Origin of the sequence: Cellulomonas humilata (genome assembly GCF_013359775.1) — a bacterium.
In the GTDB taxonomy this organism is placed as follows: domain Bacteria; phylum Actinomycetota; class Actinomycetes; order Actinomycetales; family Cellulomonadaceae; genus Cellulomonas; species Cellulomonas humilata.
In genome coordinates this window covers 34,871-60,566 of record NZ_JABMCI010000048.1, presented here as the reverse complement: position 1 = coordinate 60,566, position 25,696 = coordinate 34,871, and the positions used below count along the sequence as shown (strand labels likewise).

The following is a 25,696-nucleotide window of genomic DNA, read 5'->3' as shown; positions in this document are numbered from 1 at the left end:
ATACCCTGACGCCGTGTCGAAGCCCGTCATCCGCGCCCAGGACCTGCTCGTCGGCTACGGCGGGGCGCCCGTGTGCGCACCCGTGACGTTCACGCTGGCGCCCGGCAAGGTCGTCGCCCTCGTCGGCGCCAACGGCTCGGGGAAGTCCACCGTGCTGCGGGCCGTCATCGGGCTGCTCGAGCCCTCGGGCGGGTCGCTCCAGGTGTTCGGTGGGCCCGTGGACGAGCGCGACGTGGGATTCCGCACCAAGGTGGCCAGCGTCCTCGACGACGACGCGTACTTCCCGGCGCTCACCGTCTCCGAGCACCTGTACCTGACCGCCCGCGGGCACGGCGTGCACGGTGCGCAGGACGTGGTGGCCGGGCTGCTCGCCGAGTTCGGCCTGGCCGACCACGCCAGGTCGCTGCCGGTGGCCCTGTCCTCCGGGCAGCGGCGCCGCCTGCTGCTGGCGGCGGGGTTCGTCCGGCCGCGCTCCCTCCTCGTCCTCGACGAGCCCGAGCAGCGGCTGGACCGGGCGATGCGCGACCGGCTCGCCGCCCGCATCGTCGCGGAGAAGAAGTCGGGCGGCGCCGTCCTCCTGGCCACCCACGACCCGGACCTGCTCCGCGCGGTCGCCGACCGGGCCGTGCACGTGGCCGACGACGTGACCCGGGTGCTGCCGACCGACCAGGCGGCGGACCTCATCGCGCGGGAGAACCCGTGACCGACGTCGGCGACGCCCACGAGGACGAGCCGGCCGTCCAGCCGTTCGAGGTCGGCGAGGTGCCGTCCGCGAAGAGCATCCGCCGCTTCACCTCCCAGGCCGCGAACGCCCGCGGCGGCGCGAACGTCGGTGACCTGCTGTCCAGCGTCTACTACGCGGTCATCAGCATCGCGATCAGCGTCGGGCTGGCGCTCGGCTTCGCGCAAGCCATGCGCGCGTCGCTGCCGCCGTCCCCGGACGTCGAGGCGCCGCTCTCGTTGAGCCTGGCCACGCTCGTCGTCGTCATCATCGTGGCGCTCGCCGGCGCCCTGCTGTCGCTCGCCGGCCGGCTGGGCCCGGTCGGGGCCGGGGGAGCGGAGGCCGCCTGGTGGCTCGCGCTGCCCGTCGACCGGCGGGGGCTCCTGCGACCCGCCGCGCGACGGCTGCCGCTGCTCGCCGGGTTCGTCGGCGCGGTGCTCGTCGCGCTCCTGGACGCGGGCCTGCTCGCGGACCCCGGCCTGCGCGTGGTGCGCGTGGCGGCGACCGCCGCACTGGTGGCCGCCGGGATCGTGCTGGTCGCGGCGGTCGGACAGTCGGCGAGCGTCTCGCGGCGCTCGATCGCCCTGGCCGGCGACGTGCTGCTCTTCCTCGCGCCCGTCGCGGCCGTCGTGCTCGCACGGGTGGGCTGGTCGGTGGACGAGGTGCCGGGTGCTCCGTGGTGGCTCGTCGTCGCGCTCGTCCCGGTCGTCGCCGGGCTCGCCGTGTTCGTCGACCGGCGCCTCGGGCGGATGCCTGCGCGGAGCCTGCGCGAGAGCGGCTCGGTGGCCACCCAGGCCGTCGGTGCCGTGGTGTCGATGGACTCCCGCGAGCTGGGCCGCGCGCTGACGGACGGTGCGGCCGCCCCGGTGCGACGGTGGGTCTCCCGGCTGCGCACGGCGCGCGGACCGGTCTCCGCGCTGATCACGGCCGACGTCGTGGTGCTGCGCCGGTCCGCACGGCACGTGGTGCAGCTCGTGGTCGCGGCGCTGGTCCCCGTCCTGGTCAGCACCGTGCCGCAGCTGGCCAGCACCGTCGGGGTCCTGCTCGCCCTGCTCGTGGCGGGCTCGGTGGCGATGAGCGCGACGGGCGAGGGTGCCCGGCGTGCCGAGATGGCGCCCATCCTGGACCGGCTGCTCCCCATCGACGCCAAGACGGTGCGCCGCCTGCGCATGGTCGTCCCCGCCGTGGCGATGGCGCTGTGGTCGGTCGTCGCGTTCGCCGCGGTGGGCCGGTGGGCGTCCGACGTGCCCGGCTGGATCGCGCTCGGGCTCGCCTCGACGCCGGTGTGGGCCGCGGCGGCCGTCCGCGCCTCGTACCGGCCGGCTCCCGACTGGGGAGGCGCCCTGGTGTCCACCCCGATGGGCGCGCTGCCCACGGGCGTCGCCACGGTGCTCGCCCGCGGACCGGACCTGGTCGTGCTCTGCCTGCTGCCGGTCTGGATCGCGGTGCTGCTGCGGACGGTGAACGCGACCCTGCTCTACTCGCAGATCATCCTGTCGATCATCGCGGTGGCGGTCGCCTCGTCGATCCGCACCCGGTCGCTGATGGAGACCCTGATGGACGCCCAGGAGCAGGAGCGGGCGGGAGCCCGCCGGTGACCCGGATCGTCGCGGGGTCGGTCGGCGGCCGCGTGCTCCAGGTGCCGCGCACGGGGACCCGACCGACCAGCGAGCGCGTGCGGGAGGCCCTCTTCTCGCGGCTGGAGCACCTCGACGTCGTCGACGGCGCACGTGTGCTGGACCTGTACGCCGGGTCGGGTGCCCTGGGGATCGAGGCCGCCAGCCGCGGCGCTGCGCACGTGACGCTGGTCGAGGCCGCCCGGGACGCCGCCGACGTGTGCCGCCGCAACGTGACGACGCTCGAGCTGGCGGGAACCGTGCACGTGGTCGCGGAGAAGGCCGAGCGCTTTGTCCTGCGGGCACCGACGGCACCGTGGGACCTGGTGCTCATCGACCCCCCGTACGACCTGGCGGAGCCCGACCTGGGCGGCGTGCTGGCCGGGATCGGACCGGCGCTGCCCGCCCACGGGGTCGTCGTCGTCGAGCGGGCGTCCCGCACCCCGGAGCCCACCTGGCCGCCGACGCTGGCCCGGTTCGACCGCCGCGCGTACGGCGACACGGTCATGTGGTTCGCCGAGCTCGTGGAGAGCGCCCAGTCCTGACCGCGGTGCGGCTGCCGCGCGTTCCCGTGGTCGGGCGCGACTGCTGGCCTACCCTGGCGAGGTGACCACTGCCGTCTGCCCCGGGTCGTTCGACCCCCTCACGCTCGGTCACGTCGACGTGATCCGACGCGCCCGGTCGATGTTCGACGAGGTCGTCGTGGGCGTCGCCCGCAACTCCACCAAGTCCTCGTTGCTGCCCGTCGAGCAGCGGGTCGCCCTCGCGCGCGACGCGTTCTCGGGCGTGGACGGCGTGCGGGTCGAGGCTGTCGACGGGCTGCTGGCCGACTTCGTCCGTACGGTGGGTGCGGTCGCGGTGGTCAAGGGCCTGCGCGGTGGCGCCGACTTCGACGCCGAGCTGCCGATGGCGCTGATGAACCGGCACCTGTCGGGTGTCGAGACGGTGTTCGTCGTCGGCGACCAGGCCCTGGCGCACATCGCGTCGTCGCTGGTCAAGGACGTGGCGCGCTACGGCGGCCCGATCGACGACCTCGTGCCGGGCGCCGTGGCGGACGCCGTGCGGACAGCACTTCGAGGAAGGGACGCAGGATGACCGACGAGGATCCGACCACCCGGCCCGAGGGCCTGACCGGCGTGCTGGACGCGATCGCCTCGGCGGTCGCGAACGCACGGGCGATGCCGATGTCGTCCTCGGTGCTGGTGAACCGCGCCGAGCTGCTCGACCTCGTGGACCAGGCGCGTGACGTGCTGCCCAGCCAGCTCTCGCGCGCCGACGAGGTGCTGGCCGACGCCGACGCCGCCAGGTCGGTCGCGCAGGCGGACGCCGACGCGGTGCTGGCGCAGGCGCGCGCGCAGGCCGCTGCGCTCGTCGACCAGGAGGCCGTCGTGGTCGCGGCGCGGGAGCGCGCGGCGCAGGTGGTCGCCGACGCGGAGGAGACCGCGGAGCGGCTCCAGCGGGAGGCCGACGACTACTGCGACCGCCGTCTGGCGGACTTCGAGATCGACCTGGGCAAGGTGCTGAGCCAGGTGCAGGCGGGCCGGGCCAAGCTGGCAGGACGTCTCGGGGCCGACGAGGGCTGAGGTCGTCGGCACGCGGGGCTCGCAACTGAGACCTGCGCCACTCGCGACGGATTTGGGTCGCCCCTGACCTGTGCCGTAGAGTCATCCGTTGGTTCTGCCGCTCATGGCTGGACCGAGATCAACGAGGGGACCCCGGCTGTGTCGCGCCCTGTTCGCCTCGATCCCCGTTCGCCGCTCGTGCTCGATACCCACGAGCTCGGCCGACGTCCGGGATCGACGAGGACCGTGCAGCGCACCGTGCCGGCCCCCCAGGATCTCGGTACCGACGTGATCGGCATCCCCCTCGGGGCCGACGTCGAGCTGGATCTGCGGCTCGAAGCGGTCATGGAGGGGGTCCTGGTCACCGGATCTGTCCGTGGCCGGGCGGTCGGGGAGTGCGTGCGCTGCCTGAGCGAGGCCGTCGAGGATGTCGACGTCTCGCTCACGGAGCTCTACGTCTACCCCGAGCGCGCGGCGGTCGCGGCCGAGGACGGCGACGACGAAGAAGACGTGCGCGAGCTCGAGGATGACATGATCAACCTCGAACCCGCGTTGAGGGACACGGTGGTACCGGCTCTGCCGTTCCAGCCGCTGTGCCGCCCTGACTGCCCCGGCCTGTGCTCCGAGTGTGGAGCGCGACTGGCGGACGACCCTGACCACTCGCATGAGACGCTTGATCCTCGCTGGGCCGCTCTGGGCGGCCTCGTGGGCTCGAACGACGAGACGAAAGAGAGCTAGCCGTGGCTGTTCCGAAGCGCAAGATGTCGCGCAGCAACACCCGTGCGCGTCGGTCGCAGTGGAAGACCACTGCCACGACGCTCCACACCTGCCCGCAGTGCAAGGCCAACAAGATGCCGCACACGGCGTGCCCGTCGTGCGGTACCTACAAGGACCGTGCCTACGCCGAGGCCGTGCGGACCGAGTTCGAGGTCCGCTGAGGCTCGAGCTCGTGGCTCCTTGAGCCCAGCTCGTCCGCCGTGGAGCATTCGATGACCGGAGGACCGGCGTGAGTGCCGCGGCAGAACTTCTCGAGAAGCTCGGGGTCCATCTGGACCCCGAGCTTCTTGTGCTCGCCCTGACCCACCGCTCGTTCGCGCACGAGGCGGGTGGTCTGCCGACCAACGAGCGTCTCGAGTTCCTTGGGGACTCGGTGCTCGGGCTGGTCGTCACCGAGCGGCTGTACCGCGCGCACCCGGACCTGCCGGAGGGCGCGCTCGCGAAGATGCGGGCCGCCACGGTGTCGCAGCGCGCGCTCGCGGTGGTCGCTCGGGACCTCGACCTGGGCAGCTACGTGCTGCTGGGCAAGGGTGAGCTGTCCACCGGCGGGCCGGACAAGGACTCGATCCTGTCCGACACGCTCGAGGCTGTCTTCGGCGCCGTGTACCTGAGCCACGGAGTGGAGACCGCGCGCACGCTCGTCGAGCGCCTGGTCGGACCCTCGCTGGACGCGGCCGCGGGTCTGGGTGCCGGCCTCGACTGGAAGACGTCGCTCCAGGAGCTGTCCGCGGCGATGGGGCTCGGGGCGCCCAGCTACGAGGTCACGGGCGAGGGCCCGGACCACTCCCGCACGTTCACCGCGCGTGCGGTGGTCGCGGGACAGCCGCGGGGAGTCGGGGTGGGACCCGCCAAGAAGCTCGCCGAGCAGGACGCGGCGGCGGACGCCTACCGGGTGCTCGCCGCGCTCGAGCACTCCTGACGTGCCCGAGCTGCCCGAGGTCGAGACCGTCCGGGACGGGCTCGCCCGGCACGTCCTCGGCCGCACCGTCACGGGGGTCGAGGTGCGCCGCGACTACAGCGTCCGGCGCCACGACGCAGGTCCGCTCGACTTCGCCGGTCGGCTGCGGGGGCGTCGGCTCGACGCGGCGGTCCGGCGAGGCAAGTTCCTGTGGCTCCTGCTGGACCAGGGCGACGACGCCCTCCTGGCGCACCTGGGCATGAGCGGGCAGCTGCTGGTCCGCGAGCCCGGGGCCGCCCGCCCCGAGCACCAGCACCTGCGGGTCCGCCTGGAGCTCGACGACGGCGCCGCCCTCGACTTCGTCGACCAGCGCACGTTCGGCCACCTGAGCGTCCCCGACCTGGTGCCGACGCCCGACGGCGGACCCGGCGGGCTCGGCTCGGCCCTGCCCGTCGTGCCCGAGCCGGTCGCACACATCGCCCGCGACCTGCTGGACCCGGCGCTGGACCACGACGCGCTCGTCGCGGCGCTGCGGCGGCGCAAGACCGGTCTCAAGCGCGCGCTGCTGGACCAGACCCTGGTCTCCGGCGTCGGGAACATCTACGCCGACGAGGGACTGTGGCGCGCGCAGCTGCACTACGCGCGCCCGACCGAGACGTTGCGGCGGAGCGAGGTCCAGCGCGCGCTGGAGGGTGCCGGTGCCGTGATGACCGAGGCGCTGGCCCAGGGCGGGACCAGCTTCGACGCGCTCTACGTCAACGTGAACGGCGCCTCCGGCTACTTCGACCGCTCGCTGGCCGTGTATGGCCAGGAGGGCCGTCCCTGTCCCCGCTGCGGCACCCCCGTGCGCCGCGACGAGTTCATGAACCGCTCGTCCTACAGCTGCCCGCACTGCCAGCCGCGCCCGCGGCGGGGTCGCTTCTAGCGCTCGACCACGTTGCGCAGCTTCCCCCCCGACAGGAAGGCGGAGAGGTTCGCCGTGATCAGCTCGCCGGCTCCGATCGGTCGGCCTCCGGCCGCGTGCGGGCTGATCAGCAGGCGCGGCTCGTCCCACAGCGGCGAGTCGGCGGGCAGGGGCTCGGTGTCGAACACGTCGAGCGCGGCGCCCGCCAGCAGGTCCTCGCGGAGCGCGACGAGCAGGGCGGCCTCGTCGAGCGTGGCGCCGCGGCCGACGTTGACCACCCAGGCGTGCCGGGGGAGCAGGGACAGCACCCCGGCGTCGACCGCGTGCCGCGTCTGGGGTGTGGCGGGCAGCAGCGAGACCAGCACGTCGGTCAGGGGAAGCTCGTCCGGGAGGTCGAACGTCGAGATCACCGGGAAGCCGTGGCGGTCTCCGGCGGTCGTGGCCACGCCGGTGACCTGAGCGCCCAGCGCGGCGAGCAGCGGTGCCAGCCGGGCGGCGATCGACCCGAAGCCCCAGATCAGCACGCGGGCACCGTCGAGCGTCCGGAACGCCTGTCCCGGCCGCGTGTCCTGCATGCCCCCCAGCTCACCGGCCCAGCGGTGCTCGTCCTGCGCCCGCACCAGGTCGGGGAGCCGGCGGGCCGCGGCCAGGATCAGGGCCAGCGTGTGCTCGGCCACCGGTCCGTCGTGGAGCCCGCGGCCCGAGGTCAGGACGACGTCTGGGTCGAAGCCCGCCGCCAGGGCGGCGTCCGGTCCGGCGGCGAGCGTCTGCACCCAGCGCAGCCGGGTCAGCCGCCGCGCGGCGTCCGCGGTCTGCTCGGGCCCGTTGCCCCAGAGCACGAGCGCGTCGGCGTCGAGGGCGTCGTCGGGCACAGGTTCACCCACGTCGTACCGGACAACTCGGACATCGGGCGGAACGGTCGGGTCGTCGTCCAGCGTGGTCGGCAGCAGCAAGGTGGTCACTCTCGTTACGATGCCACCGTGCCCCACATCAGCGCCTCCGCAGGTCCCATCACTGTGATGATCGTCGACGACCACGAGGTGGTCCGGCGTGGGATCGCCGAGGTGGTCGACCGGGCGGACGGCATGTCCGTCGTCGCCGAGGCCGGATCGGTGGCCGACGGCGTGCGCCGGGCGGCCCTGGTGCGTCCGCAGGTGCTCCTCGTGGACCTCCAGCTGCCGGACGGCACGGGCATCGAGCTGCTCAGCGCGCTGCGCGAACAGCTCCCGTCGGCCCGCGCGATCGTGCTCACGTCCTTCGACGACGACGACGCCCTCGCGGCCGCGCTGGACGCCGGTGCGGCGGCCTACCTGCTGAAGTCGGTGCGCGGCGCGGAGATCACCGACGTCATCCGCGCCGTCGCGGCCGGCCGGGTCCTGCTCGACGAGCGGACGGTCACCCGCCGCAAGGCCGGGCACGACGACCCGACGGAGAGCCTCACGCCGAGCGAGCTGCGCGTGATCGACCTCATCGGTGAGGGCCTGTCCAACCGCGAGATCGCGGAGCGGCTCGGCGTGGTGGAGAAGACCGTCAAGAACCACATCACGTCGCTGCTGGCCAAGATGGGGCTGCAGCGACGGACGCAGGTCGCGGCCTGGGTCGCGTCGCGCAAGCACGCCGGGTGGCGGGCCGAGCCCGGTCACTGACGCGCGGGCCGCCGCTCAGCCGAGCGGGGCCTCCCACGTCAGCAGCGTGCCGCGGCCCTCGGGCGGGGCGCCGAGGCTGAAGGTTCCCCGGTGCTGGCGCGCGCGCGAGACGAGGTTGCCGGTGCCTGAGGTCCGTTCGCGGCGTGCGGGCAGGCCCACGCCGTCGTCCTGCACCTCGACCAGCACGACTCCGAGAGGGCCGGTCCCACGCACGGTCACCCGCACGGTGACCGACGAGGCGTGCGCGTGCCGGGCGGCGTTGGCCAGTCCCTCGCGCACCACCGCGACCACGTCGGAGGCAAGCGCCTGACCGACGCGCTCGTCCAGCTGATCCTCCTCGACGCCACCGTCGACGACCACGACGCCGTCCAGGCTGACGATGAACGAGGGCGCGAACCCGAGCCCGGTGCGCGCGAGCGACGCCTCCCGGCGCAGCCGCTCGACCAGCCCGGAGGCCGCGTCCGGGTCGTGGAGCTCGTGCACGATCTGCCGGATCTGGCGCACCGACGCGTCCACGTTGTCGAGGGCGTCGTCGACGATGCCGGTCAGCTCGGTCGCGTCCACGCCGCGCGCGGCTCGTCGTCGCACGGTCTCCAGCTGCATGCCGGTGGCGAACAGCTGCTGGATGGCGAGGTCGTGCAGGTCCCGCGCGATCCGCTCCCGCTCGTCGAGCAGCGAGGCCAGGTCCTGGGCGTGCCGCGCGCCCGCCAGCACGTACGCCAGGGCGGCCTGGGCGGCGAACGACTCGGCCGTCGCCAGGTCGCTCTCGTCGAACGGGGTGGCACCGATCCGGCGCAGGAGGATGAGCACCCCCATGTCCTGCCCGGAGGACCGCAGCGGTGCGTAGAGCGCAGGGCCGAACGCGCGCATGACCGGCACCGCGACCGTGCGGGCCGCCGACAGGGAGGGCGTGAGTAGGCCCTTGCCCTCCGTCATGACGGTCCAGGCGCGTCCGCCCGTGGGCATCCGGGCGCCGAGGATGCGCTCGCTCTCGTACCCGACGGACAGCTCGATGAGCAGCTCCCCGCCGACCCCGGGCAGGGCCAGCGCGGCGGTGTCGGCACCCGCGAGGTCGAGGGCGGTGGCCGCGATGTGGTCGAGCGCCTCCTCCTCGTCGATGCCCTCCAGGAGCATGGTCGTGATGTCCTGGCCCGCGCGCAGCCAGTGCTCGCGCCGCTCGGCCTCGGCGTACAGCTGCGCGTTGGCGACGGCCACCCCCGCGGCCGCGGCCAGCGCGACCACCACGTCCTCGTCGGCCTGGGTGAACCCACCGGCCTTCTCGGACAGGTAGAGCTGGCCGAACACGCGGGCGCCCACGCGGACCGAGGCGCCGAGGAAGGAGCCCATCGGCGGGTGCTCGCGCGGGAAGCCACGGAACGCCGGGTGCTCCCGGAGGTCGTCGAGCCGCAGCACACCCGTCTCCGGGATCTGGCCGAGCACGCCCTGGGCGTGGGGCGCTGTCCGCAGGGCACCGGCGACGGCGGTGGGGACCCCGGTGAAGACGAAGGTGGTCGAGGTGCCGTGCGAGTCGAGGACGTTGAGGGCGCCGTACCGGGCGCCGGTGAGCTCGGCGCTGACCTGCACGAACCGCTCGAGCACCGTCGGCAGCTCCAGCTCGCTGGCGACCGCCAGGATGGCGCCGAGCAAGTCGGTCAGGGCGTCGCCTGTGAGGGGGTGCGCCGAGTCCGGCACCTCGGTGAGGCGGCCCTCCGGGGTCTCATCGCGCACGCTCGGCCTCCCTGTCCTGGTCCGCGCGTTCGCGGTCCAGCGACTCACGGTAGCCGGGCGTCGAGGCGGTCAGCTCCGCGTGCGTACCGCGCGCCCGGATCCTCCCGTCCTCGAGCCAGAGCACCTCGTCGGCGGCGCCGAGAGGGGTGAGCCGGTGCGTGACGACGACGACCCCGCGCGGGTCGGCGAGCAGGTCGGTGACCAGGGCGTCCGCGCGGTCGGGGTCGAGGTGCTCGGCGGGCTCGTCGAGCAGGAGCAGCTCCGCGGGCGACAGCAGCGCGCGGGCGACGAGCAGCCGTCGGCGCTCACCGCCGGACACCGTGCGGGCGTCGGGGCCGAGCAGCGTGTCGAGCCCGTCCGGCAGCCCCGCGAGCCAGCCGTCGAGCCCGACGCGCGCGAGCACCGCCACCGCGTCCGCCTCGGTGACGTCGCCGCGGGCCACCCGGAGGTTCTCGAGCACGGTGGTGCCGAACACGTGCGCGTCCTCGGTGCCGACCACCACGGCGCCCACGACCGTCGTGCGGGAGAGCTGGTCGACGTCGCGGCCGCCGAGGGTGAGCGATCCATCCCGCCGCGGGAGCAGGCCGGCCAGGGTCAGGAGCGTGGTCGTCTTGCCGGTGCCCGACGGACCGACGATCGCGACCGAGCGGCCGGCGTGCAGGTCGAGGTCGAGTCCCTCGACGACGGCAGGCGCGCCGGGCCAGCCGGCCGCGAGGTCGACGGCGACGAGCGGGGGATCGGCGGGACCGCAGTCGGTCGGGGTCGGCGCTGCCGGGGCGTCCAGCAGGGCGAGGATCCGGGCGGCCGCGGCGCGCGAGCGCTGCACCTGGATCGCCGCGGCGGGCAGCATCGCCGTGGCCTCGAACGCGGCGAGGGGGGTCAGGACGACGACGGCGAGCTCGACCGGGGAGAGCAGCCCGGCACCGACCGCCGGCACGCCCGTGACCAGGGCCACCAGCACGGCGATGCCGACGGCGAGCTGGCCGAGCCCTGCGGCCAGCGCGGCGGCACCGGCACCGGCGTCGGTCGCGGCGGCCAGCCGGCGGTCGGCGTCCCGCAGCGCCGCGAGCTCGTCGGTCGCGCGCCCGCCGACCCGCAGCGGCCCGGAGTCGTCCAGCAGGCCGAGGGCGGTCGCCGTCATGTCGGCCCGGCTCGCCAGCGCGAGCCGCTCGGTGGTCCGCGCCGCGCGGGCGGCGACCAGGGGTGCCGCGACGCCGGCCAGCAGGAGGCACCCGGCGAGGGCCAGCCCGGCGGGCAGCCAGAACGCGCACATCGCGAGGACGGTGCCCGCACCGAGCAGGGTGGCGACGCCCGCCGGCAGCAGGCCACGCACGACGACGTCACCCACCGTGTCGACGTCCGCTCCGACGCGAGCGAGCAGGTCGCCGCGGCGCAGCCGGAGAAGCGCCTCGGGCCGGGCCGTCGCGAGCCGCTCGTAGAGCGTGGTGCGCAGCTGGGTCATGCCGCGCAGCGCGACGTCGTGGGACACCAGGCGCTCGAGGTACCGCAGCACCCCGCGGCCGATCCCGAACGCCCGCACGGCGACCGTGGCCACCGACAGCTGGAGCACGGGCGGCATCTGCGAGGCGCGCGCGATGAGCCAGGCGGACACGGCGGCCAGGGCGACGCCGCAGCCGAGCGCGAGCGTCCCGAGCAGGAGCGCGAGCGCGAGGCGTCGCGGATCGATGTCCAGGAGCCGGATCGCGCGCCGCAGCGTCCCGCGCGTCATGCGGGCACCTCCGCGGCCGCGCGCACCCGCACGACGTCGTCGGCGGCCGCGACCAGCGAGGGTCGGTGCGCCACCAGCAGCACGGTCCTGCCCGCGTCCCGCAGCGCCCGCACCGTGTCGAGCACCACCTGCTCGCCTGCGGCGTCCAGGTGGGCGGTCGGCTCGTCGAGGACGACGAGCGGGGTCGGTGACAGCAGGGTGCGAGTCAGGGCGACGCGCTGCCGCTGCCCGAGGCTGAGGCCCTCGCCGCCGCGGCCGAGAGGCGTCGCCCAGCCGAGCGGGAGGTCCGCGAGGACGGCGTCGAGGCCCGTGAGCGCCGCTGCGGTCACCCGGGAGGCCTCGTCGCCCCCGACCAGCTGCGCGATCGTCCCGGGCTCCAGCACAGGCCGCTGGGGGAGCCACGTCACCTGTGCCCACAGCGAGGACGGGTCGACGTCCGCCAGGTCGACGCCCTCGATCGAGGCGCGGCCCGCGTCGGGCCGCAGCAGCCCGAGGACGACCTCGAGCGCGGTCGTCTTGCCGACGCCGCTGGGCCCGGTGAGCGCGACGACGGTGCCCGGTCGCAGCACCAGGTCGAGCTCGTGCGGCGTGCCGGCGACGCTCACGCCGTCGAGCCGGAGCGTCGCGGTGCGCAGGTCCGGGGCGGTCGTCGTCCCCGCCGCCGCGACCGGGGTCTCGAGCACCTCGAACGCCCGACCGGCCGCCGCGACCCCGTCGGCCGCCGCGTGGAACTGGACCCCGACCTGGCGCAGCGGCAGGAACACCTCGGGGGCGAGGACGAGCACCGCGATACCGGTGACCAGGTCCAGGTCGCCCTCGACCAGGCGCAGACCGATGCCCACCGCGACCAGTGCCACGGACAGCGTGGTGAGCAGCTCGAGGACCATGCCGGACAGGAAGGCGATGCGCAGCGTGCCCATCGTGGCCAGGCGGTGCGCGTCGCCGAGCTGCCGCACGCGTGCCCCGGGACCGCGCTCGCGGCCGTGCGCCCGCAGCGTCGGCAGGCCCGCCAGCAGGTCGAGCACCTGGGCGCCGAGCCGCTGCATGCTGGCCAGGCCCTGCTCGGACCGCCCCTGGGTGAGCCGTCCGACGAGCACCATGAAGATCGGGACCAGCGGCAGCACCACGAGGAGGATCGCGGCGGAGACCCAGTCCAGCCCGAGCACCACCAGCAGCACCCCGGGGGTGACGGTCGCGGCCAGCACCAGCTGCGGCAGGTACCGCACGAAGTACGGCTCGAGCGCGTCGAGCCCGCGGGTGGCCAGCGTGACCACCGACGGACCCTCGCCCGAGGCCAGCCAGCGCGGTCCGAGGGCTACCGCGTGCGCGACGACCTGCTCGCGCAGCTCCCCGACCGTCCGCGCGGCCGCCCGGTGCGCGAACCGCTCCTGCACGGCGGTGACCAGCGCCCGGACCAGCACCACGGCCGCGAGCCAGGCGATCCACGGGCCGAGGACGGTCAGCGTCGCGCCGTCCGAGACAGCCGCCCCGAGCGTGTGCGCCAGCAGCAGGGCCTGCGCGACCACCAGCGCCGCGGTGAGCACGCCGAGGGCGGCGGTCAGCGCGACGTACCCGCGGGCGGCACGGGCGTGCCGCAGGAGACGCGGGTCCAGCGGTCTCACTGGTCGGAGGACGACGGCTTGTTCAGGGCGGGGACCTTCTCGAAGGTGAGCCCGGTGTGCGCGGGGATCTGGTGCGACGAGATCCGCTTGCGGAACACCCAGTACGTCCAGCCCTGGTACAGCAGGACGAGCGGGGTGAGGATCGCGGCCACCCACGTCATCACCGTGAGCGTGTAGCTGGTCGAGGACGCGTTGGTGACCGTGAGCGAGTTGGCGGGGTCGAACGCCGGCATCACGTCGGGGTACATCGAGCCGAAGATCAGGACGACCGCGGCGACGATCGCGACGGCCGACGCGGTGAACGCCAGGCCCTCCTTGCGACGCTGCGCGGCGACGACCAGGACGACGAGCGCCCCGGCGGCGGCGACCACCGCGGCCCACGTCCACGGCACCGAGTAGGCGACCTGCGCCCACACGGCCCAGGCGCCGGCGACCACGAGCGTGACCACCGACGACCGGGCGGCGAACGCCCCGGCGCGTGCTCGGATGTCCCCGTCCGACTTCAGCGCGAGGAACACCGCACCGTGCGTGAGGAAGATGAGGGCCGTCGTCGCGCCGCCCAGCAGGGCGAACGGGTTGAGCAGCGCCCAGAAGCCGCCGACGTACTGGTGGTCGGCGTCGAGCTGTACGCCGCGGACCAGGTTGGCGAACGCCACACCCCAGAGCACCGCGGGCACCCACGAGCCGACGATCAGGCTCCGGTCGGCCAGCGAGCGCCACCGGTCGTCGTCGATCTTGCCGCGCCACTCGAACGACACCACGCGCACGATGAGCGCGAGCAGGATGAGCAGGAGCGGCAGGTAGAAGCCCGAGAACATGGTGGCGTACCACTCCGGGAACGCCGCGAACGTGGCACCGCCGGCGGTGAGCAGCCACACCTCGTTGCCGTCCCAGACCGGGCCGATCGTGTTGATCATGACGCGGCGGTCGCGGTCCTTGGCGGCGCGGTCGCCGCGGGACAGCAGGCCCAGCAGCATGCCGACGCCGAAGTCGAACCCCTCGAGCACGAGGTAGCCGGTCCACAGGACCGCGATGAGCAGGAACCAGACGGTCGTGAGCTCCATGGTGGTCGGCTCCGCTCAGTACGCGAACGACAGCGGACGGTCGGCGGCGTCCGGGTCGTTGTCGGGGTTGTCCGGGCTGGGGTCGTGCTCCGTGTCGGCCACGCCCTCGATGGTGTAGCGGTGCATCAGGCGGTACCAGAACACGGCGAGCACCCCGTAGAGCAGCGTGAACGCGATCAGGCTGGTGAGGATCGTCCCGGCGCTGGTCACGGTCGACACTCCGCGCGCGGTGAGCAGCCAGACGCCGTCCACGCCGCTGGGGTTCGGGTTGGGCGCGACGACCCACGGCTGGCGGCCCATCTCCGTGAAGATCCAGCCGAACGAGGACGCGAGGAACGGGGTGAGCAGCGCGACGATGCCGAGCCGGCCGAACCAGACGTTGCCGTTGACGCGGCCCTTGCGGGTGACCCAGAGGGCGACCAGGGCGAGCGCGGCGGACCCGAGGCCGAAGCCGATCATGAGCCGGAACGACCAGTAGGTGACCAGGAGGTTCGGCTGGTAGGAGATCGGGTTGCCCGAGTCGTCCGTGAACCCGTACTTCTCCTCGTACTCCGCCTGCAGGTTCTCGACGCCGGGCAGGGGAGCGTTGAAGTCGCCCGTGGCCATGAAGGACGTGAGACCGGGGATCTCGATGACGTGGTTCACGCCCTCGCAGGAGTTGCTCAGGTCGCCGATGGCCAGGATCGAGAACGGAGCGCCGCCCTCGGTCGTCTGGCACAGCGCCTCGGCCGACGACATCTTCATCGGCTGCTGGTCGAACATCAGCTTGGCCTGCCAGTCACCCGAGAGCGCCACACCCACCCCGGAGACGAGCATGACGACGACGCCGAGGACGACGGCGGGCCGGTACACGTCGCGCGCCTTGTCGGCCTGTCCCGCGCGCACCAGCCGCACCATCCACCAGGCGGCGATGCCCGCGACGAAGGTGCCGGCGGTGAGGAACGCCGCGGCGATCGTGTGCGGGAAGGCGGCGAGCACCGTGGGGTTGGACAGGACGGCGCCGATGTCGACCATCTCCGCGCGGCCCGTGGTCTCGTTGTAGATCGAGCCGACGGGGTGCTGCATCCACGAGTTGGCCGCGAGGATGAAGAAGGCGGAGAGGTTGGTCGCGATCGCCACGGCCCAGATGCACGCGAGGTGGATCTTCTTGGGGAGCTTGTCCCAGCCGAAGATCCACAGGCCGAGGAACGTCGACTCGACGAAGAACGCGGCGAGCGCCTCCATGGCCAGCGGGGCGCCGAACACGTCGCCCACGAACCGGGAGTACTCGCTCCACGCCATCCCGAACTGGAACTCCTGCACGATGCCGGTGGCCACACCGATCGCGAAGTTGATGAGCAGGAGCTTGCCGAAGAACTTGGTCAGCCGCAGCCAGCGCTCGTTGCCCGTGCGTACCCAGGCCGTCTGCATGATCGCGACCAGGGGCGCGAGGCCGATCGTCAGCGGCACGAAGATGAAGTGGTAGACGGTCGTGATGCCGAACTGCCATCGAGCGACGTCGAGCGTGTCCACGGGCCCCTCCGGGGGTGCGAGGCGGTACGGCGGGTCGGGTCCGAGGGTGCCCCACCGGCCCGGGGGTCGACCGGGCCTGACGTGCGGACCTGGGGAAACGCTAGGACCACGACCAGTCTGCCCCTGGGACCAAGGTCCCGGAAGACGGCAGGCCGTCAGAAAGACGGGAGGGCGCGCCGGGTGCCGACGGGACGCCGCGCGAGATGCCCTGTGCGATACTGACCACGGCTCCTTGGACGACCACACCGCCCCGGGACCCTTGAGCTCGCAGCACCAGCATGTCGTGCGCGCCAGCCGCCGCCCTGCCGCCCGCTGGTCCCCGATCGGGACCGACGGCTCCGGCGTCGCAGGCGATGGCGCCGACCGGGTGCAGCAGCCACGACCGCCGACTTTCCGTCGCCGCGCAGCACGCGTGCGACGACCGACCGACCGAGTGCCGCCGCGAGTGTGGGTGGCGTTGCTCGGTACCCAGGAGCACTTCGCGTGACCGACGAGAACACCCCCACCACCGACACGACGACGACCGTCGGGGGTGATGCACCGCCCGCGGCTCCGCGTCGACGCCGCGCCACCCGCGTGACCGCCGCCCCCAGCACCGAGGCTCCGGCAGAGGCCGTCGTCACGATCCCCGCGGTCGCGGCCGAGCAGCCCGCCGCGGCAGCCCCGGCCGACGAGCCGGTGGCCCCCGCCGAGCCGGTCGCCGCAGCACCGGTGAAGAAGTCGCGCCGGGTCACCCGCACGGTCGTCGCGACCCCCGTCGAGGACGCCCCGGCGCCCGTCGTCGAGGAGCCCGAGGCCGCTGCCGAGCCCGAGGCCCCTGTCGAGCCCGCACCCACTGAGCCCGCCCCCAAGGCGGCCCCCCGTCGCCGCCGGTCCGGCACCCGCGCCGCCGCGGCGCCCGAGCCGGCCGCAGAGCCCGAGCCCGCTGAGCCCGAGGAGGAGGACGCCGAGCAGGCGCCGACCCTCGACGTGCTTGCCGAGCTGGCCGCGACCGCGCCGTCGGCCGAGCAGGCCAATGCCACGACCAGCTCGACCTCGACCGGCCGGCGCTTCGCGACGACCGCCCTGCTGTTCCAGGCTCCGGACCCGTCCGCGGCCCGCCCGCGCCGACGCCGCGCGCAGGCCGGCACAGGCTCCCCGGAGGAGATCTCCGACGCCGCCCGCCGCGCCGAGGTCGAGGCTGCCGAGGCCGCTGAGGCTGCCGAGGTCACCGCCCAGCCGGCCGAGACCGAGGTCGAGGCCGCCGAGCAGGCCGGGACGTCGTCGTCGCGAGGCTCACGCCGACGTGGCCGCCGTGGTCGTGGCGCCGACGCGGCACGCACCGAGGACGAGGTCGTCGACGAGGTCCCCGTGACCGACGAGATCGTGGCCGAGGGCGACGCCGTTGACGACACCGAGGCCGACATCGCGGCGGACGTCATCGACGAGGTGGACGAGGACGACGAGTCCGAGACCGCCGAGCCCGGTGCACCGCGCCGCCGTCGCCGTCGCGGTGGCCGCGGACGGCGCAGCCGGCCCGACTCCGCCGGGTCCGCCGATGACTCCGACGACACGGACGAGGACGCCGACGAGGCCGCCACGTCCGACACCGAGCCCGACGCCGACGACGCCACGGACGAGGACGGCGGCTCCAGCCGTCGCCGTCGCCGTCGTCGCCGTGGGTCGTCGCGCGGCGAGTCCGGCGAGCAGAACGAGCCGCGCGCCGCGCGCACCCGCGCGCCCAGCGACGAGGTCACCGCGCTGCGCGGCTCCACCCGGCTCGAGGCCAAGCGCCAGCGCCGTCGGGACGGCCGCGACGCCGGCCGCCGCCGCCAGATCATCACCGAGTCCGAGTTCCTGGCCCGCCGCGAGTCCGTCGACCGCTCGATGATCGTGCGGGAGAAGAACGCCCGCACCCAGATCGCGGTGCTCGAGGACGGCGTGCTCGTCGAGCACTACGTGTCCAACCAGGCGCAGGCCTCGATGGTCGGCAACGTCTACCTCGGCCGCGTCCAGAACGTGCTGCCGAGCATGGAGGCCGCGTTCGTCGACGTCGGCAAGGGCCGTAACGCGGTCCTCTACGCCGGCGAGGTCAACTGGGACGCCGCGGGCCTCGAGGGAGGCTCGGCGCGTCGCATCGAGCAGGCCCTCAAGTCCGGTGACCCGGTGCTCGTGCAGGTCACCAAGGACCCGATCGGGCACAAGGGTGCCCGGCTGACCTCGCAGGTCACGCTCGCGGGCCGCTACCTCGTGTACGTGCCCGGCGGCGGCATGACCGGCATCAGCCGCAAGCTGCCCGACACCGAGCGCAACCGCCTCAAGAAGATCCTGCGCGAGATCGTGCCGGACTCCGCGGGCGTCATCGTCCGCACGGCGGCGGAGGGGGCCAGCGAGGACGAGCTGCGCGCCGACATCGCCCGCCTCCAGGGTCAGTGGGAGGCCATCGAGAAGAAGTCGAAGACCGCATCGGCCCCGGCTCTGCTCCAGGGCGAGCCCGACATGGCCATCCGCGTGGTCCGCGACATCTTCAACGACGACTTCTCCTCCCTCGTGGTCGAGGGCGCCGAGGCCTGGTCGACGATCTCGTCCTACATCGACGAGCTCGCCCCCGACCTCGCGCAGAAGGTCACGCGCTGGGAGTCCGACACCGACGTGTTCGCGGTGCACCGCATCGACGAGCAGCTGGCCAAGGGCATGGACCGCAAGGTCTGGCTGCCCTCGGGCGGTTCGCTGGTCATCGACCGGACCGAGGCCATGACGGTGGTCGACGTCAACACCGGCAAGTTCACCGGTTCGGGCGGCACGCTCGAGGAGACGGTGACGCGGAACAACCTGGAGTCCGCCGAGGAGATCGTCCGCCAGCTCCGGCTGCGTGACATCGGCGGCATCATCGTCATCGACTTCATCGACATGGTGCTCGAGTCCAACCGCGACCTGGTGCTCCGCCGCCTGGTGGAGTGCCTGGGCCGCGACCGCACGAAGCACCAGGTCGCCGAGGTCACCTCGCTCGGCCTGGTGCAGATGACCCGCAAGCGCGTCGGCCAGGGCCTGGTCGAGGCGTTCAGCGAGACGTGCGAGCACTGCCACGGGCGCGGCTTCATCGTGCACGAGGAGCCGATCGAGAAGAACAACCAGCGTCCCGACGCCGGCGTGCAGCAGCAGCCGACGGCCTCGGGCGAGGGTGACGGCAAGCGGTCGCGCCGCAAGCGCGGCGGTTCCACGGAGCAGGTCGCGCACGCGCCGCACGCGGGTGTGCCCGTGCTGCCCGAGGCTCGTGAGGCGGTCAAGGCCACGCTGGCGACGATCGCCGCGGCGGCCGCGCACGCCCACGAGCACGACCACGAGCAGCACGCCGCCGTCGCGGTCGACGAGCCCGAGGCGGTCGACACCGAGACGCCGAGCGCGCCGGGTCTCGACGTGTTCGCCGAGTTCGCCGGGGTGCAGGAGCCGGTGGACGTCAACGACGCACCCGTCGACGAGCTCGAGCTGACGGCGGTTCCCGCCGACCTGTTCGAGTCCGACGACGAGGCCGAGGACGAGGCTTCCGAGCCGGGGGACGGCGACGGTCTCGAAGAGCACTGACCGCGCGGCTCGTGCCGGTCGTTCCGGCACGAGCACCCCGCCGGGACGTGCGTTCGGTCACGTCCCACGCGGGGGGAGCTGTCAGGTTTGACCCTGCGCCGTGCGGTCCGTACCCTAGAACGTCGGCGCGTCGTGCACGCGCTGGTCATGTGTGCCGCCGTCGCGGCGCCGACGCGAACCCCCACGGGAACCGGTGAGAGCCGGTGGCAGCGGGATGTGCGCGGGCGCAGGCAAGGCACCAACAGAACGTATTGACCCAAGTAGTTCGACGAGCAGAGATGAGCAGCAACGTGGTGTACGCGATCGTGAAGGCTGGCGGCCGCCAGGAGAAGGTCGCTGTCGGCGACGTCGTCGTCGTCGACCGCCTCGCCGCGCAGGCCGGGTCGACCATCGAGCTGACCGCCCTGCTGCTCGTCGACGGCGAGAAGGTCACCACCGACGCCAAGGCCCTGGCCAAGGTGAAGGTGACGGCGGAGGTCGTGCGGGACGAGAAGGGTCCCAAGATCGACATCCTCAAGTACAAGAACAAGACCGGGTACCGCGTGCGCCAGGGTCACCGCCAGAAGCTGACCCGTCTCAAGGTCACCGACATCTCCTGATCTCGCGCCGTCGGCCGTACGGCCACAGGCACGCAGCCCCCATTCTCTGAGCACGAAAGCAGGTTCGTCATGGCACACAAGAAGGGCGCGAGCTCCTCGCGCAACGGTCGCGACTCGAACGCCCAGCGCCTGGGCGTCAAGCGCTTCGGTGGCCAGGTCGTCAAGGCCGGCGAGATCATCGTCCGCCAGCGCGGCACGCACTTCCACCCCGGCGTGAACGTGGGCCGTGGCGGCGACGACACGCTCTTCGCCCTCGCCCCCGGCGCCGTGACCTTCGGGACGCGCCGTGGCCGCAAGGTCATCGACATCGTCGTGGCGGCCGAGGTCTGAGCCGTAGTGCAACGGACGGTGCGGGTCGCGGAGCGGCACGCGCCGGAAGTGGAACGAAGGCGATGACCGACCGTGGATCAGCGGTCTGAGCAGGTCATGACGACGCGGCATCGGTCCGCGTCGGGTCATTCGTGGAAGGGGCGCACCGATGCGGTGCGCCCCTTCTGCGTGTGAGTATCGACTAGCAGCAATGGCAAGGGAGGTTCAGCCGTGGTGACATTCGTCGACCGGGTCGTGCTGCATGCGACCGGCGGTGACGGTGGGCACGGTTGTGCATCCATCCACCGGGAGAAGTTCAAGCCGCTCGCCGGCCCCGACGGGGGCAACGGCGGCAACGGCGGCTCGGTGATCATCGAGGTGGACCCCCAGGTCACCACGCTGCTCGACTACCACCACTCGCCGCACCGGCACGCGCCGTCCGGCACGCAGGGCATGGGCGACCACCGCTCCGGCTCGACCGGCGTCGACCTGGTGCTCGGCGTCCCCGACGGCACCGTGGTCAAGTCGCCCGACGGCACGGTCCTCGCGGACCTCGTCGGCGTCGGCGCCCAGTACGTCGCCGCATCGGGTGGCCGGGGTGGCCTGGGCAACGCCGCCCTCGCCTCGCAGCGCCGCAAGGCCCCGGGCTTCGCGCTGCTGGGCGAGCCGGGCACCGAGCAGGACATCGTGCTCGAGCTCAAGACCATCGCGGACGTCGCCCTGGTGGGGTACCCGAGCGCCGGGAAGTCCAGCCTCGTCGCCGCGATCTCCGCGGCGCGTCCCAAGATCGCCGACTACCCGTTCACCACCCTGGTGCCCAACCTCGGCGTGGTGCAGGCCGGTGGCGCGCGGTACACCGTGGCCGACGTCCCCGGTCTGATCCCCGGTGCGTCCGAGGGGCGCGGGCTGGGACTGGAGTTCCTGCGGCACATCGAGCGCTGCGCGGTCCTCGTGCACGTGCTCGACTGCGCGACCCTGGAGCCGGACCGTGACCCCCTGTCGGACCTCGAGGACATCGAGGCCGAGCTGCGGACGTACGCCGGCGACCTGACCATCGAGGGTGGTCGGGTGCCGCTGCTGGACCGCCCCCAGATCGTCGTGCTCAACAAGATCGACGTCCCCGAGGCGCGCGAGCTGGCCGAGCTGGTCAAGCCCGACCTCGAGGCTCGCGGGTTCCGGGTCTTCGAGGTGTCGACCGCCAGCCACGAGGGTCTGCGTCTGCTGACGTACGCCCTCGGGGAGATCGTCGACAAGGCACGTCGTGACGCGCCGGCGACGGAGAACACCCGCGTCGTCCTGCGCCCGAAGGCCGTGGACGACGCCGGGTTCACGGTGACGCGCCGCGAGGTCGAGGGCCAGGGCGTGTACTACTGGGTGCGGGGCGAGAAGCCCGAGCGCTGGGTGCGTCAGACCGACTTCACCAACGACGAGGCCGTCGGGTACCTGGCGGACCGGCTCGCGCGGCTGGGTGTCGAGGAGAAGCTGTTCGCAGCGGGCGCCGTCGCCGGCGACGAGGTGCGCATCGGCCCAGAGCACAACGCGGTCATCTTCGACTGGGAGCCCACCCTCATGACCGGGTCCGAGTTCCTCGGCGGTCCTCGCGGGGTCGACCTGCGCATCGAGGACCGCTCCCGGCCGACGCGTGGCGAGAAGCGCCAGGAGTACAAGGAGCGCATGGACGCCAAGACCGAGGCGCGCGAGGAGCTGTGGACCGAGCGCGAGGCCGGCGTCTGGACGGACGCGGCCAAGGAGTGATGTCCGGGACCCGGATATTCGCGTGACCTGCACCTGGCACGCGGCAGAATGCCGACCGTGACCGTCGACGCCCTGGTGGACCGCCAGCAGCTGGTCTCGGCGTCCCGGGTGGTCGTCAAGATCGGCTCGTCGTCGCTGACCACCCCCGACGGCCGGCTCGCGCCCGAGCGGCTGACCGCGCTGGTCGACGTGCTCGCCGCACGGCGCGCGGCCGGCGGCCAGGTGGTGCTGGTCTCCTCCGGCGCGATCGCCGCCGGACTCGGCCCGCTCGGGTTGGCCGCCCGGCCGCGCGACCTGGCGACGCAGCAGGCGGCGGCCTCCGTCGGCCAGGGCCTGCTGGTGGCGCACTACACCGCCGCGTTCGCCCGGCACGGGCTCCAGGTGGGTCAGGTGCTGCTGACCGCCGACGACACCGTGCGGCGCGTGCACTACCGCAACGCCCACCGGGCGCTCACCCGGCTGCTCGACCTCGGCATCGTGCCCGTCATCAACGAGAACGACGCCGTGGCCACCGACGAGATCCGGTTCGGGGACAACGACCGGCTCGCCGCCCTCGTGTCCCACCTGGTGCACGCGGACGCGCTCGTCCTGCTCAGCGACGTCGACTCGCTCTACACCGGCCCTCCGTCGCGCGACGGGTCCCGGCGTATCGCGTCCGTCGTGCACGCGGAGGACCTCGAGGGCATCGACGTGGCCTCGCGGGGGAGCGCGGTCGGCACCGGCGGGATGGTGACCAAGCTGGAGTCGGTCGCGATCGCCACCCAGTCCGGTGTCCCGGTGGTGCTCACGTCGGCCGCGCAGGCGGCGCAGGCGCTGGCCGGCGAGGACGTCGGGACCTGGTTCACCGCCACCGGTCGCCGCACCTCGATCCGCCGGCTCTGGCTGGCGCACGCGGCGAGCACCCGCGGGCGGCTGGTGCTCGACGCCGGCGCCGTGCGTGCGGTGCTGGAGCGGGGGACGTCGTTGCTGCCCGCCGGTGTGACCGGCGTCGAGGGGACGTTCGAGGCGGGAGACCCGGTGGAGCTGGTCGGACCTGACGGTCAGCTGGTGGCGCGCGGGCTGGTGTCCTACGACGCCGAGGAGGTGCCGCCGCTGCTGGGTCGCTCGACGTCCGAGCTGCGCGCCGCCCTGGGCCCGGGGTACGACCGCGAACTGGTCCACCGCGACGACCTGGTCCTGGTCCGCAAGCGCCGCTGACCCGCCACGCGACGGTCGGCTGCGCAGGGACGTCCGAGGATCCGCGCGCTGGGGCGCTCGTTCCCTCGGACGTCCCGGCTGGTCAGACTGTTGCGCCGACCGAGGACGGGGTGCGGCGGGTCAGGGGGTCGCGCAGGCCCAGGTGGTCGCGGAGCGTGCTGCCGGTGTACTCCGTGCGGTAGGCGCCGCGCTCCTGGAGCTCGGGGACCAGGGTGTCGACGACGTCGTCCAGGCCGCCCGGCACGATCCACGGCGTGATGTTGAACCCGTCGCTCGCCCCGGTGCGCACCCAGCGGATGAGCTCCTCGGCCACCGTCGCGGAGGAGCCGACGAAGCCCCGCTGACGCTCCTGGGCGATGACGAGCTGCCGGATGGACAGGTTCTCCGACTCGGCACGGGCGCGCCAGGCCTGGGCGATCGCGCGCGGGTCGGGGCCGTGGCGGACGGTCCCGCGGGTCTGGCCGATCTCCTTGATGACCGGGTCGTGGCGGGGCACAGGACCGTCGGGGTCGTAGCCCGAGAGGTCCTCGCCCCAGACCTGGCCCAGCAGCGACAGCGCGGTGGCCGGGGTGACCTGCTGCTCCTTGACCCAGCGCGCCTTCTCCCGGGCCTCCTCGTCGGTCGCGGCCAGGACGAACTGCGTCCCGGGCAGGATCTTGAGGTCGTCCTCGGGGCGGCCGGCGGCGACCGTCCGGGCCCGCACGTCGTCGGCGAACGCCAGCGCGTCGTCGTAGTCGGTGCCGTGCGCGGAGAAGATGACCTCGGCGTGCGAGGCGGCGAAGTCCCGGCCGTCGGGTGAGTCGCCCGCCTGGAACAGGACGGGGTGTCCCTGCGGGCTGCGGGGCACGGTCGGCGTCACGGCGATCTCGAGGGTCTGCCCGGAGAACCGGACGAGCTCGCCGGGGGAGCCGTCCCAGATCGCCTGGGCCGCCCGCACGAACTCGGCGGCGCGGACGTACCTGAGGCTGTGGTCCAGCCAGCCGCCGCGACGGAAGTTCTCGCCGGTCCACGCGTTGTCGGTGGTGACGATGTTCCAGGCCGCCCGACCGCCCGAGAGCAGGTCCAGGCTGGCCAGCCGGCGCGCGAGGTCGGCCGGGTCGTTGTAGGTGACGTTCTGCGTGGCCACGAGGCCGATGTGCGTCGTGATCGCCGCCAGCGCCGCGAGCTGGGTGATCGCGTCCGGGCGGCCCACCACGTCGAGGTCGTGCAGCAGGCCGTTCTGTTCCCGCAGGCGCAGGCCCTCGCCGAGGAAGAACGCGTCGAACAGGCCACGCTCGGCGGTCTGCACGATCTGGCGGAACGACTCGACGTCCGTCTGCGAGCCGCTGGCGGGGTCGGACCAGATGGTCGAGTGGTTGACGCCCTGGAAGAACACGCCGAGGTGCACGTGGGCGTGCGGGCGGGGCAGGTCGGTCACGAGGTCTCCTGGAGCGTGGCGTGGCGGTTGGTCGGGCGCGGCAGGCCGAGGGTGTCCCGCAGGGTGGCTCCCGGGCGGGGCGTCGGGGTGACGCGCGCGACGCGCAGGGTGGGCAGCACCCAGCGGACGAGCTCCGGCAGGTCCTCCTCGAGCAGGGCCGGGAGCAGACGGACCCCGTCGACCGCTCCGCGCAGCGACAGCAGGAGCTCGACGAGCCCGTCGGGGGAGCCGGTCCACCGCAGGACGTCCCCGGAGGGCGCGAGGTCCTCCAGCGCGGCGAGCCGGTCGGCGGCCGTCGCCCGAGCGGTGTCGAGCGTGACGTGCAGGTCGAGGAACGTCAGCGGCGCCCCCGAGGCCTGCGGGGTGTCCACCAGCGCGATGTCGACGAGATCGGCGGGCACGGTCCCCGCGCGCGCGACGACGACCGGCTGCCCCTGCGGGCCGCGCGGCACGATGAGCGGACCCTTCACCGTGAACGGCGCGCGTGCACCGTCGGGGGCGTCGCGCAGGTCGGGCCCGGCGAACGGCCCGGTCCCGCCGCTGGTGAAGTCGACGTAGTGCAACCGGTCGCGGTCGATGTACCGACCGGTGGCCGTGTCCCGGATGACCGCGTCGTCCTCCCACGAGTCCCAGAGGTCGCGGACCACACGGACCACGTCGCCGGTCTCGTCGAGCAGGTCCTGACCGTCGGCCACGGGCCGGTCGAGCGCCGCGCGGGCACCCGGGACCGGACCGGAGCCGACGAGCCAGCCCGCGCGGCCGGTCGCGGCATGGTCGAGGGCCGCCACCTGGCTGGCCAGGTGGAACGGCTCGATGACCGCGGGGTGCGCGAGCGGGACGAGCCCGATGCGCGAGGTCAGCGGCGCGACGAACGCGGCACGGGTGAGCGCGTCGACCCGCGCCGGTCCGACCAGGGAGTCGTCGAACGTCACGAGCGTGACGCCCGCGTTCTCGGCGGCGGCCACGGTGCGGCGCAGGTGGTCGGCGGACAGCAGCCGGTCGGCGGGGATCGACGTGGCGAGCGCGGCGCCGGGGTGGGCGCCCGCTCCGTCGACCTCGAGCGCGAGGTGCAGGACCAT

23 protein-coding genes are annotated in these 25,696 nt (G+C 73.7%); 15 read left to right on the top strand and 8 right to left on the bottom strand.

The annotated features are described in order from the left end of the window. Window positions 1–13 precede the first annotated feature (13 nt). The 9 genes from HP550_RS04195 (at window position 14) to mutM (ending at window position 6,499) form a co-directional block, all read left to right on the top strand. Complete coding sequence (locus HP550_RS04195) at window positions 14–703, top strand: ATP-binding cassette domain-containing protein (protein WP_175346342.1); 690 nt, start codon at window positions 14–16, stop codon at window positions 701–703. Beyond that, a complete protein-coding gene (locus HP550_RS04190; protein WP_175346341.1) occupies window positions 700–2,319 on the top strand; it encodes a DUF6297 family protein in 1,620 nt (539 codons plus the stop codon). Before HP550_RS04195 ends, HP550_RS04190 begins: the two co-directional genes overlap by 4 nt. Next, window positions 2,316–2,882 (top strand): 16S rRNA (guanine(966)-N(2))-methyltransferase RsmD, encoded by a 567-nt coding sequence (gene rsmD / locus HP550_RS04185; protein WP_175346340.1) that lies wholly within the window; start codon window positions 2,316–2,318, stop codon window positions 2,880–2,882. Before HP550_RS04190 ends, rsmD begins: the two co-directional genes overlap by 4 nt. Window positions 2,883–2,943: 61 nt before the next feature. Further along, on the top strand, window positions 2,944–3,432 hold the full coding sequence (gene coaD / locus HP550_RS04180; RefSeq protein ID WP_175346339.1) for a pantetheine-phosphate adenylyltransferase: 489 nt from the start codon (window positions 2,944–2,946) through the stop codon (window positions 3,430–3,432). Continuing rightward, window positions 3,429–3,920, top strand: coding sequence for a hypothetical protein (locus HP550_RS04175; protein WP_175346338.1), 492 nt, complete (start codon window positions 3,429–3,431; stop codon window positions 3,918–3,920). The genes coaD and HP550_RS04175 overlap by 4 nt, the downstream gene beginning before the upstream one ends. A 138-nt stretch (window positions 3,921–4,058) precedes the next feature. Continuing rightward, window positions 4,059–4,637 (top strand): YceD family protein, encoded by a 579-nt coding sequence (locus HP550_RS04170; protein WP_175346337.1) that lies wholly within the window; start codon window positions 4,059–4,061, stop codon window positions 4,635–4,637. 2 nt (window positions 4,638–4,639) lie between these two features. Continuing rightward, complete coding sequence (gene rpmF / locus HP550_RS04165; RefSeq protein WP_055913037.1) at window positions 4,640–4,837, top strand: 50S ribosomal protein L32; 198 nt, start codon at window positions 4,640–4,642, stop codon at window positions 4,835–4,837. Between the two features lie 68 nt (window positions 4,838–4,905). Beyond that, window positions 4,906–5,595, top strand: a complete 690-nt coding sequence (gene rnc / locus HP550_RS04160; protein ID WP_175346336.1) for a ribonuclease III — start codon at window positions 4,906–4,908, stop codon at window positions 5,593–5,595. Window position 5,596: 1 nt separating this feature from the next. Beyond that, window positions 5,597–6,499, top strand: a complete 903-nt coding sequence (gene mutM / locus HP550_RS04155) for a bifunctional DNA-formamidopyrimidine glycosylase/DNA-(apurinic or apyrimidinic site) lyase (RefSeq protein WP_175346335.1) — start codon at window positions 5,597–5,599, stop codon at window positions 6,497–6,499. On the opposite strand, the gene HP550_RS04150 is transcribed toward mutM, so the two are convergent. Then, window positions 6,496–7,440 carry an NAD(P)-dependent oxidoreductase gene (locus tag HP550_RS04150; protein WP_343047972.1) on the bottom strand — a complete coding sequence of 315 codons (945 nt, stop codon included), beginning with the start codon at window positions 7,438–7,440 and terminating at the stop codon, window positions 6,496–6,498. The genes mutM and HP550_RS04150 overlap by 4 nt on opposite strands. A gap of 57 nt (window positions 7,441–7,497) precedes the next feature. On the opposite strand from HP550_RS04150, the gene HP550_RS04145 reads away from it, so the two are divergent. After that, window positions 7,498–8,124: a response regulator gene (locus tag HP550_RS04145; RefSeq protein WP_175346361.1), complete on the top strand. Its 627-nt coding sequence runs from the start codon at window positions 7,498–7,500 to the stop codon at window positions 8,122–8,124. Between the two features lie 15 nt (window positions 8,125–8,139). Here HP550_RS04145 and HP550_RS04140 read toward each other — a convergent pair whose 3' ends face one another. The 5 genes from HP550_RS04140 to HP550_RS04120 are packed head-to-tail and all read right to left on the bottom strand — an operon-like array spanning window position 8,140 to window position 15,779. Continuing rightward, window positions 8,140–9,852 (bottom strand): sensor histidine kinase, encoded by a 1,713-nt coding sequence (locus tag HP550_RS04140; RefSeq protein WP_343047971.1) that lies wholly within the window; start codon window positions 9,850–9,852, stop codon window positions 8,140–8,142. Next, complete coding sequence (gene cydC, locus HP550_RS04135; protein ID WP_175346333.1) at window positions 9,842–11,581, bottom strand: thiol reductant ABC exporter subunit CydC; 1,740 nt, start codon at window positions 11,579–11,581, stop codon at window positions 9,842–9,844. Before cydC ends, HP550_RS04140 begins: the two co-directional genes overlap by 11 nt. After that, window positions 11,578–13,203 carry a thiol reductant ABC exporter subunit CydD gene (gene cydD, locus HP550_RS04130; RefSeq protein WP_175346332.1) on the bottom strand — a complete coding sequence of 542 codons (1,626 nt, stop codon included), beginning with the start codon at window positions 13,201–13,203 and terminating at the stop codon, window positions 11,578–11,580. Before cydD ends, cydC begins: the two co-directional genes overlap by 4 nt. Then, window positions 13,200–14,267, bottom strand: coding sequence for a cytochrome d ubiquinol oxidase subunit II (gene cydB / locus HP550_RS04125; protein ID WP_175346331.1), 1,068 nt, complete (start codon window positions 14,265–14,267; stop codon window positions 13,200–13,202). Before cydB ends, cydD begins: the two co-directional genes overlap by 4 nt. 15 nt (window positions 14,268–14,282) lie before the next feature. Then, a complete protein-coding gene (locus HP550_RS04120) occupies window positions 14,283–15,779 on the bottom strand; it encodes a cytochrome ubiquinol oxidase subunit I (RefSeq protein ID WP_175346330.1) in 1,497 nt (498 codons plus the stop codon). Window positions 15,780–16,262: 483 nt separating this feature from the next. Between HP550_RS04120 and HP550_RS04115 the strand changes: the two genes are divergently transcribed. The 5 genes from HP550_RS04115 (at window position 16,263) to proB (ending at window position 23,200) form a co-directional block, all read left to right on the top strand. Next, entirely contained in the window at window positions 16,263–19,340 is a 3,078-nt protein-coding gene (locus HP550_RS04115; RefSeq protein ID WP_175346329.1) for an Rne/Rng family ribonuclease, read from the top strand. 290 nt (window positions 19,341–19,630) lie between these two features. Next, window positions 19,631–19,939: a 50S ribosomal protein L21 gene (gene rplU / locus HP550_RS04110; protein ID WP_343047979.1), complete on the top strand. Its 309-nt coding sequence runs from the start codon at window positions 19,631–19,633 to the stop codon at window positions 19,937–19,939. 69 nt (window positions 19,940–20,008) lie between these two features. Continuing rightward, window positions 20,009–20,269, top strand: coding sequence for a 50S ribosomal protein L27 (gene rpmA / locus HP550_RS04105; RefSeq protein WP_055913072.1), 261 nt, complete (start codon window positions 20,009–20,011; stop codon window positions 20,267–20,269). A 210-nt stretch (window positions 20,270–20,479) separates the two neighbouring features. Beyond that, window positions 20,480–22,003: a GTPase ObgE gene (gene obgE, locus HP550_RS04100; RefSeq protein WP_175346327.1), complete on the top strand. Its 1,524-nt coding sequence runs from the start codon at window positions 20,480–20,482 to the stop codon at window positions 22,001–22,003. A gap of 57 nt (window positions 22,004–22,060) precedes the next feature. Further along, window positions 22,061–23,200 (top strand): glutamate 5-kinase, encoded by a 1,140-nt coding sequence (gene proB, locus HP550_RS04095; RefSeq protein WP_343047969.1) that lies wholly within the window; start codon window positions 22,061–22,063, stop codon window positions 23,198–23,200. A gap of 82 nt (window positions 23,201–23,282) precedes the next feature. Here proB and HP550_RS04090 read toward each other — a convergent pair whose 3' ends face one another. Both HP550_RS04090 and HP550_RS04085 read right to left on the bottom strand, forming a co-directional pair. Continuing rightward, entirely contained in the window at window positions 23,283–24,617 is a 1,335-nt protein-coding gene (locus HP550_RS04090) for an LLM class flavin-dependent oxidoreductase (RefSeq protein ID WP_175346325.1), read from the bottom strand. Next, window positions 24,614–25,696, bottom strand: a complete 1,083-nt coding sequence (locus HP550_RS04085; RefSeq protein ID WP_175346324.1) for an LLM class flavin-dependent oxidoreductase — start codon at window positions 25,694–25,696, stop codon at window positions 24,614–24,616. The genes HP550_RS04090 and HP550_RS04085 overlap by 4 nt, the downstream gene beginning before the upstream one ends.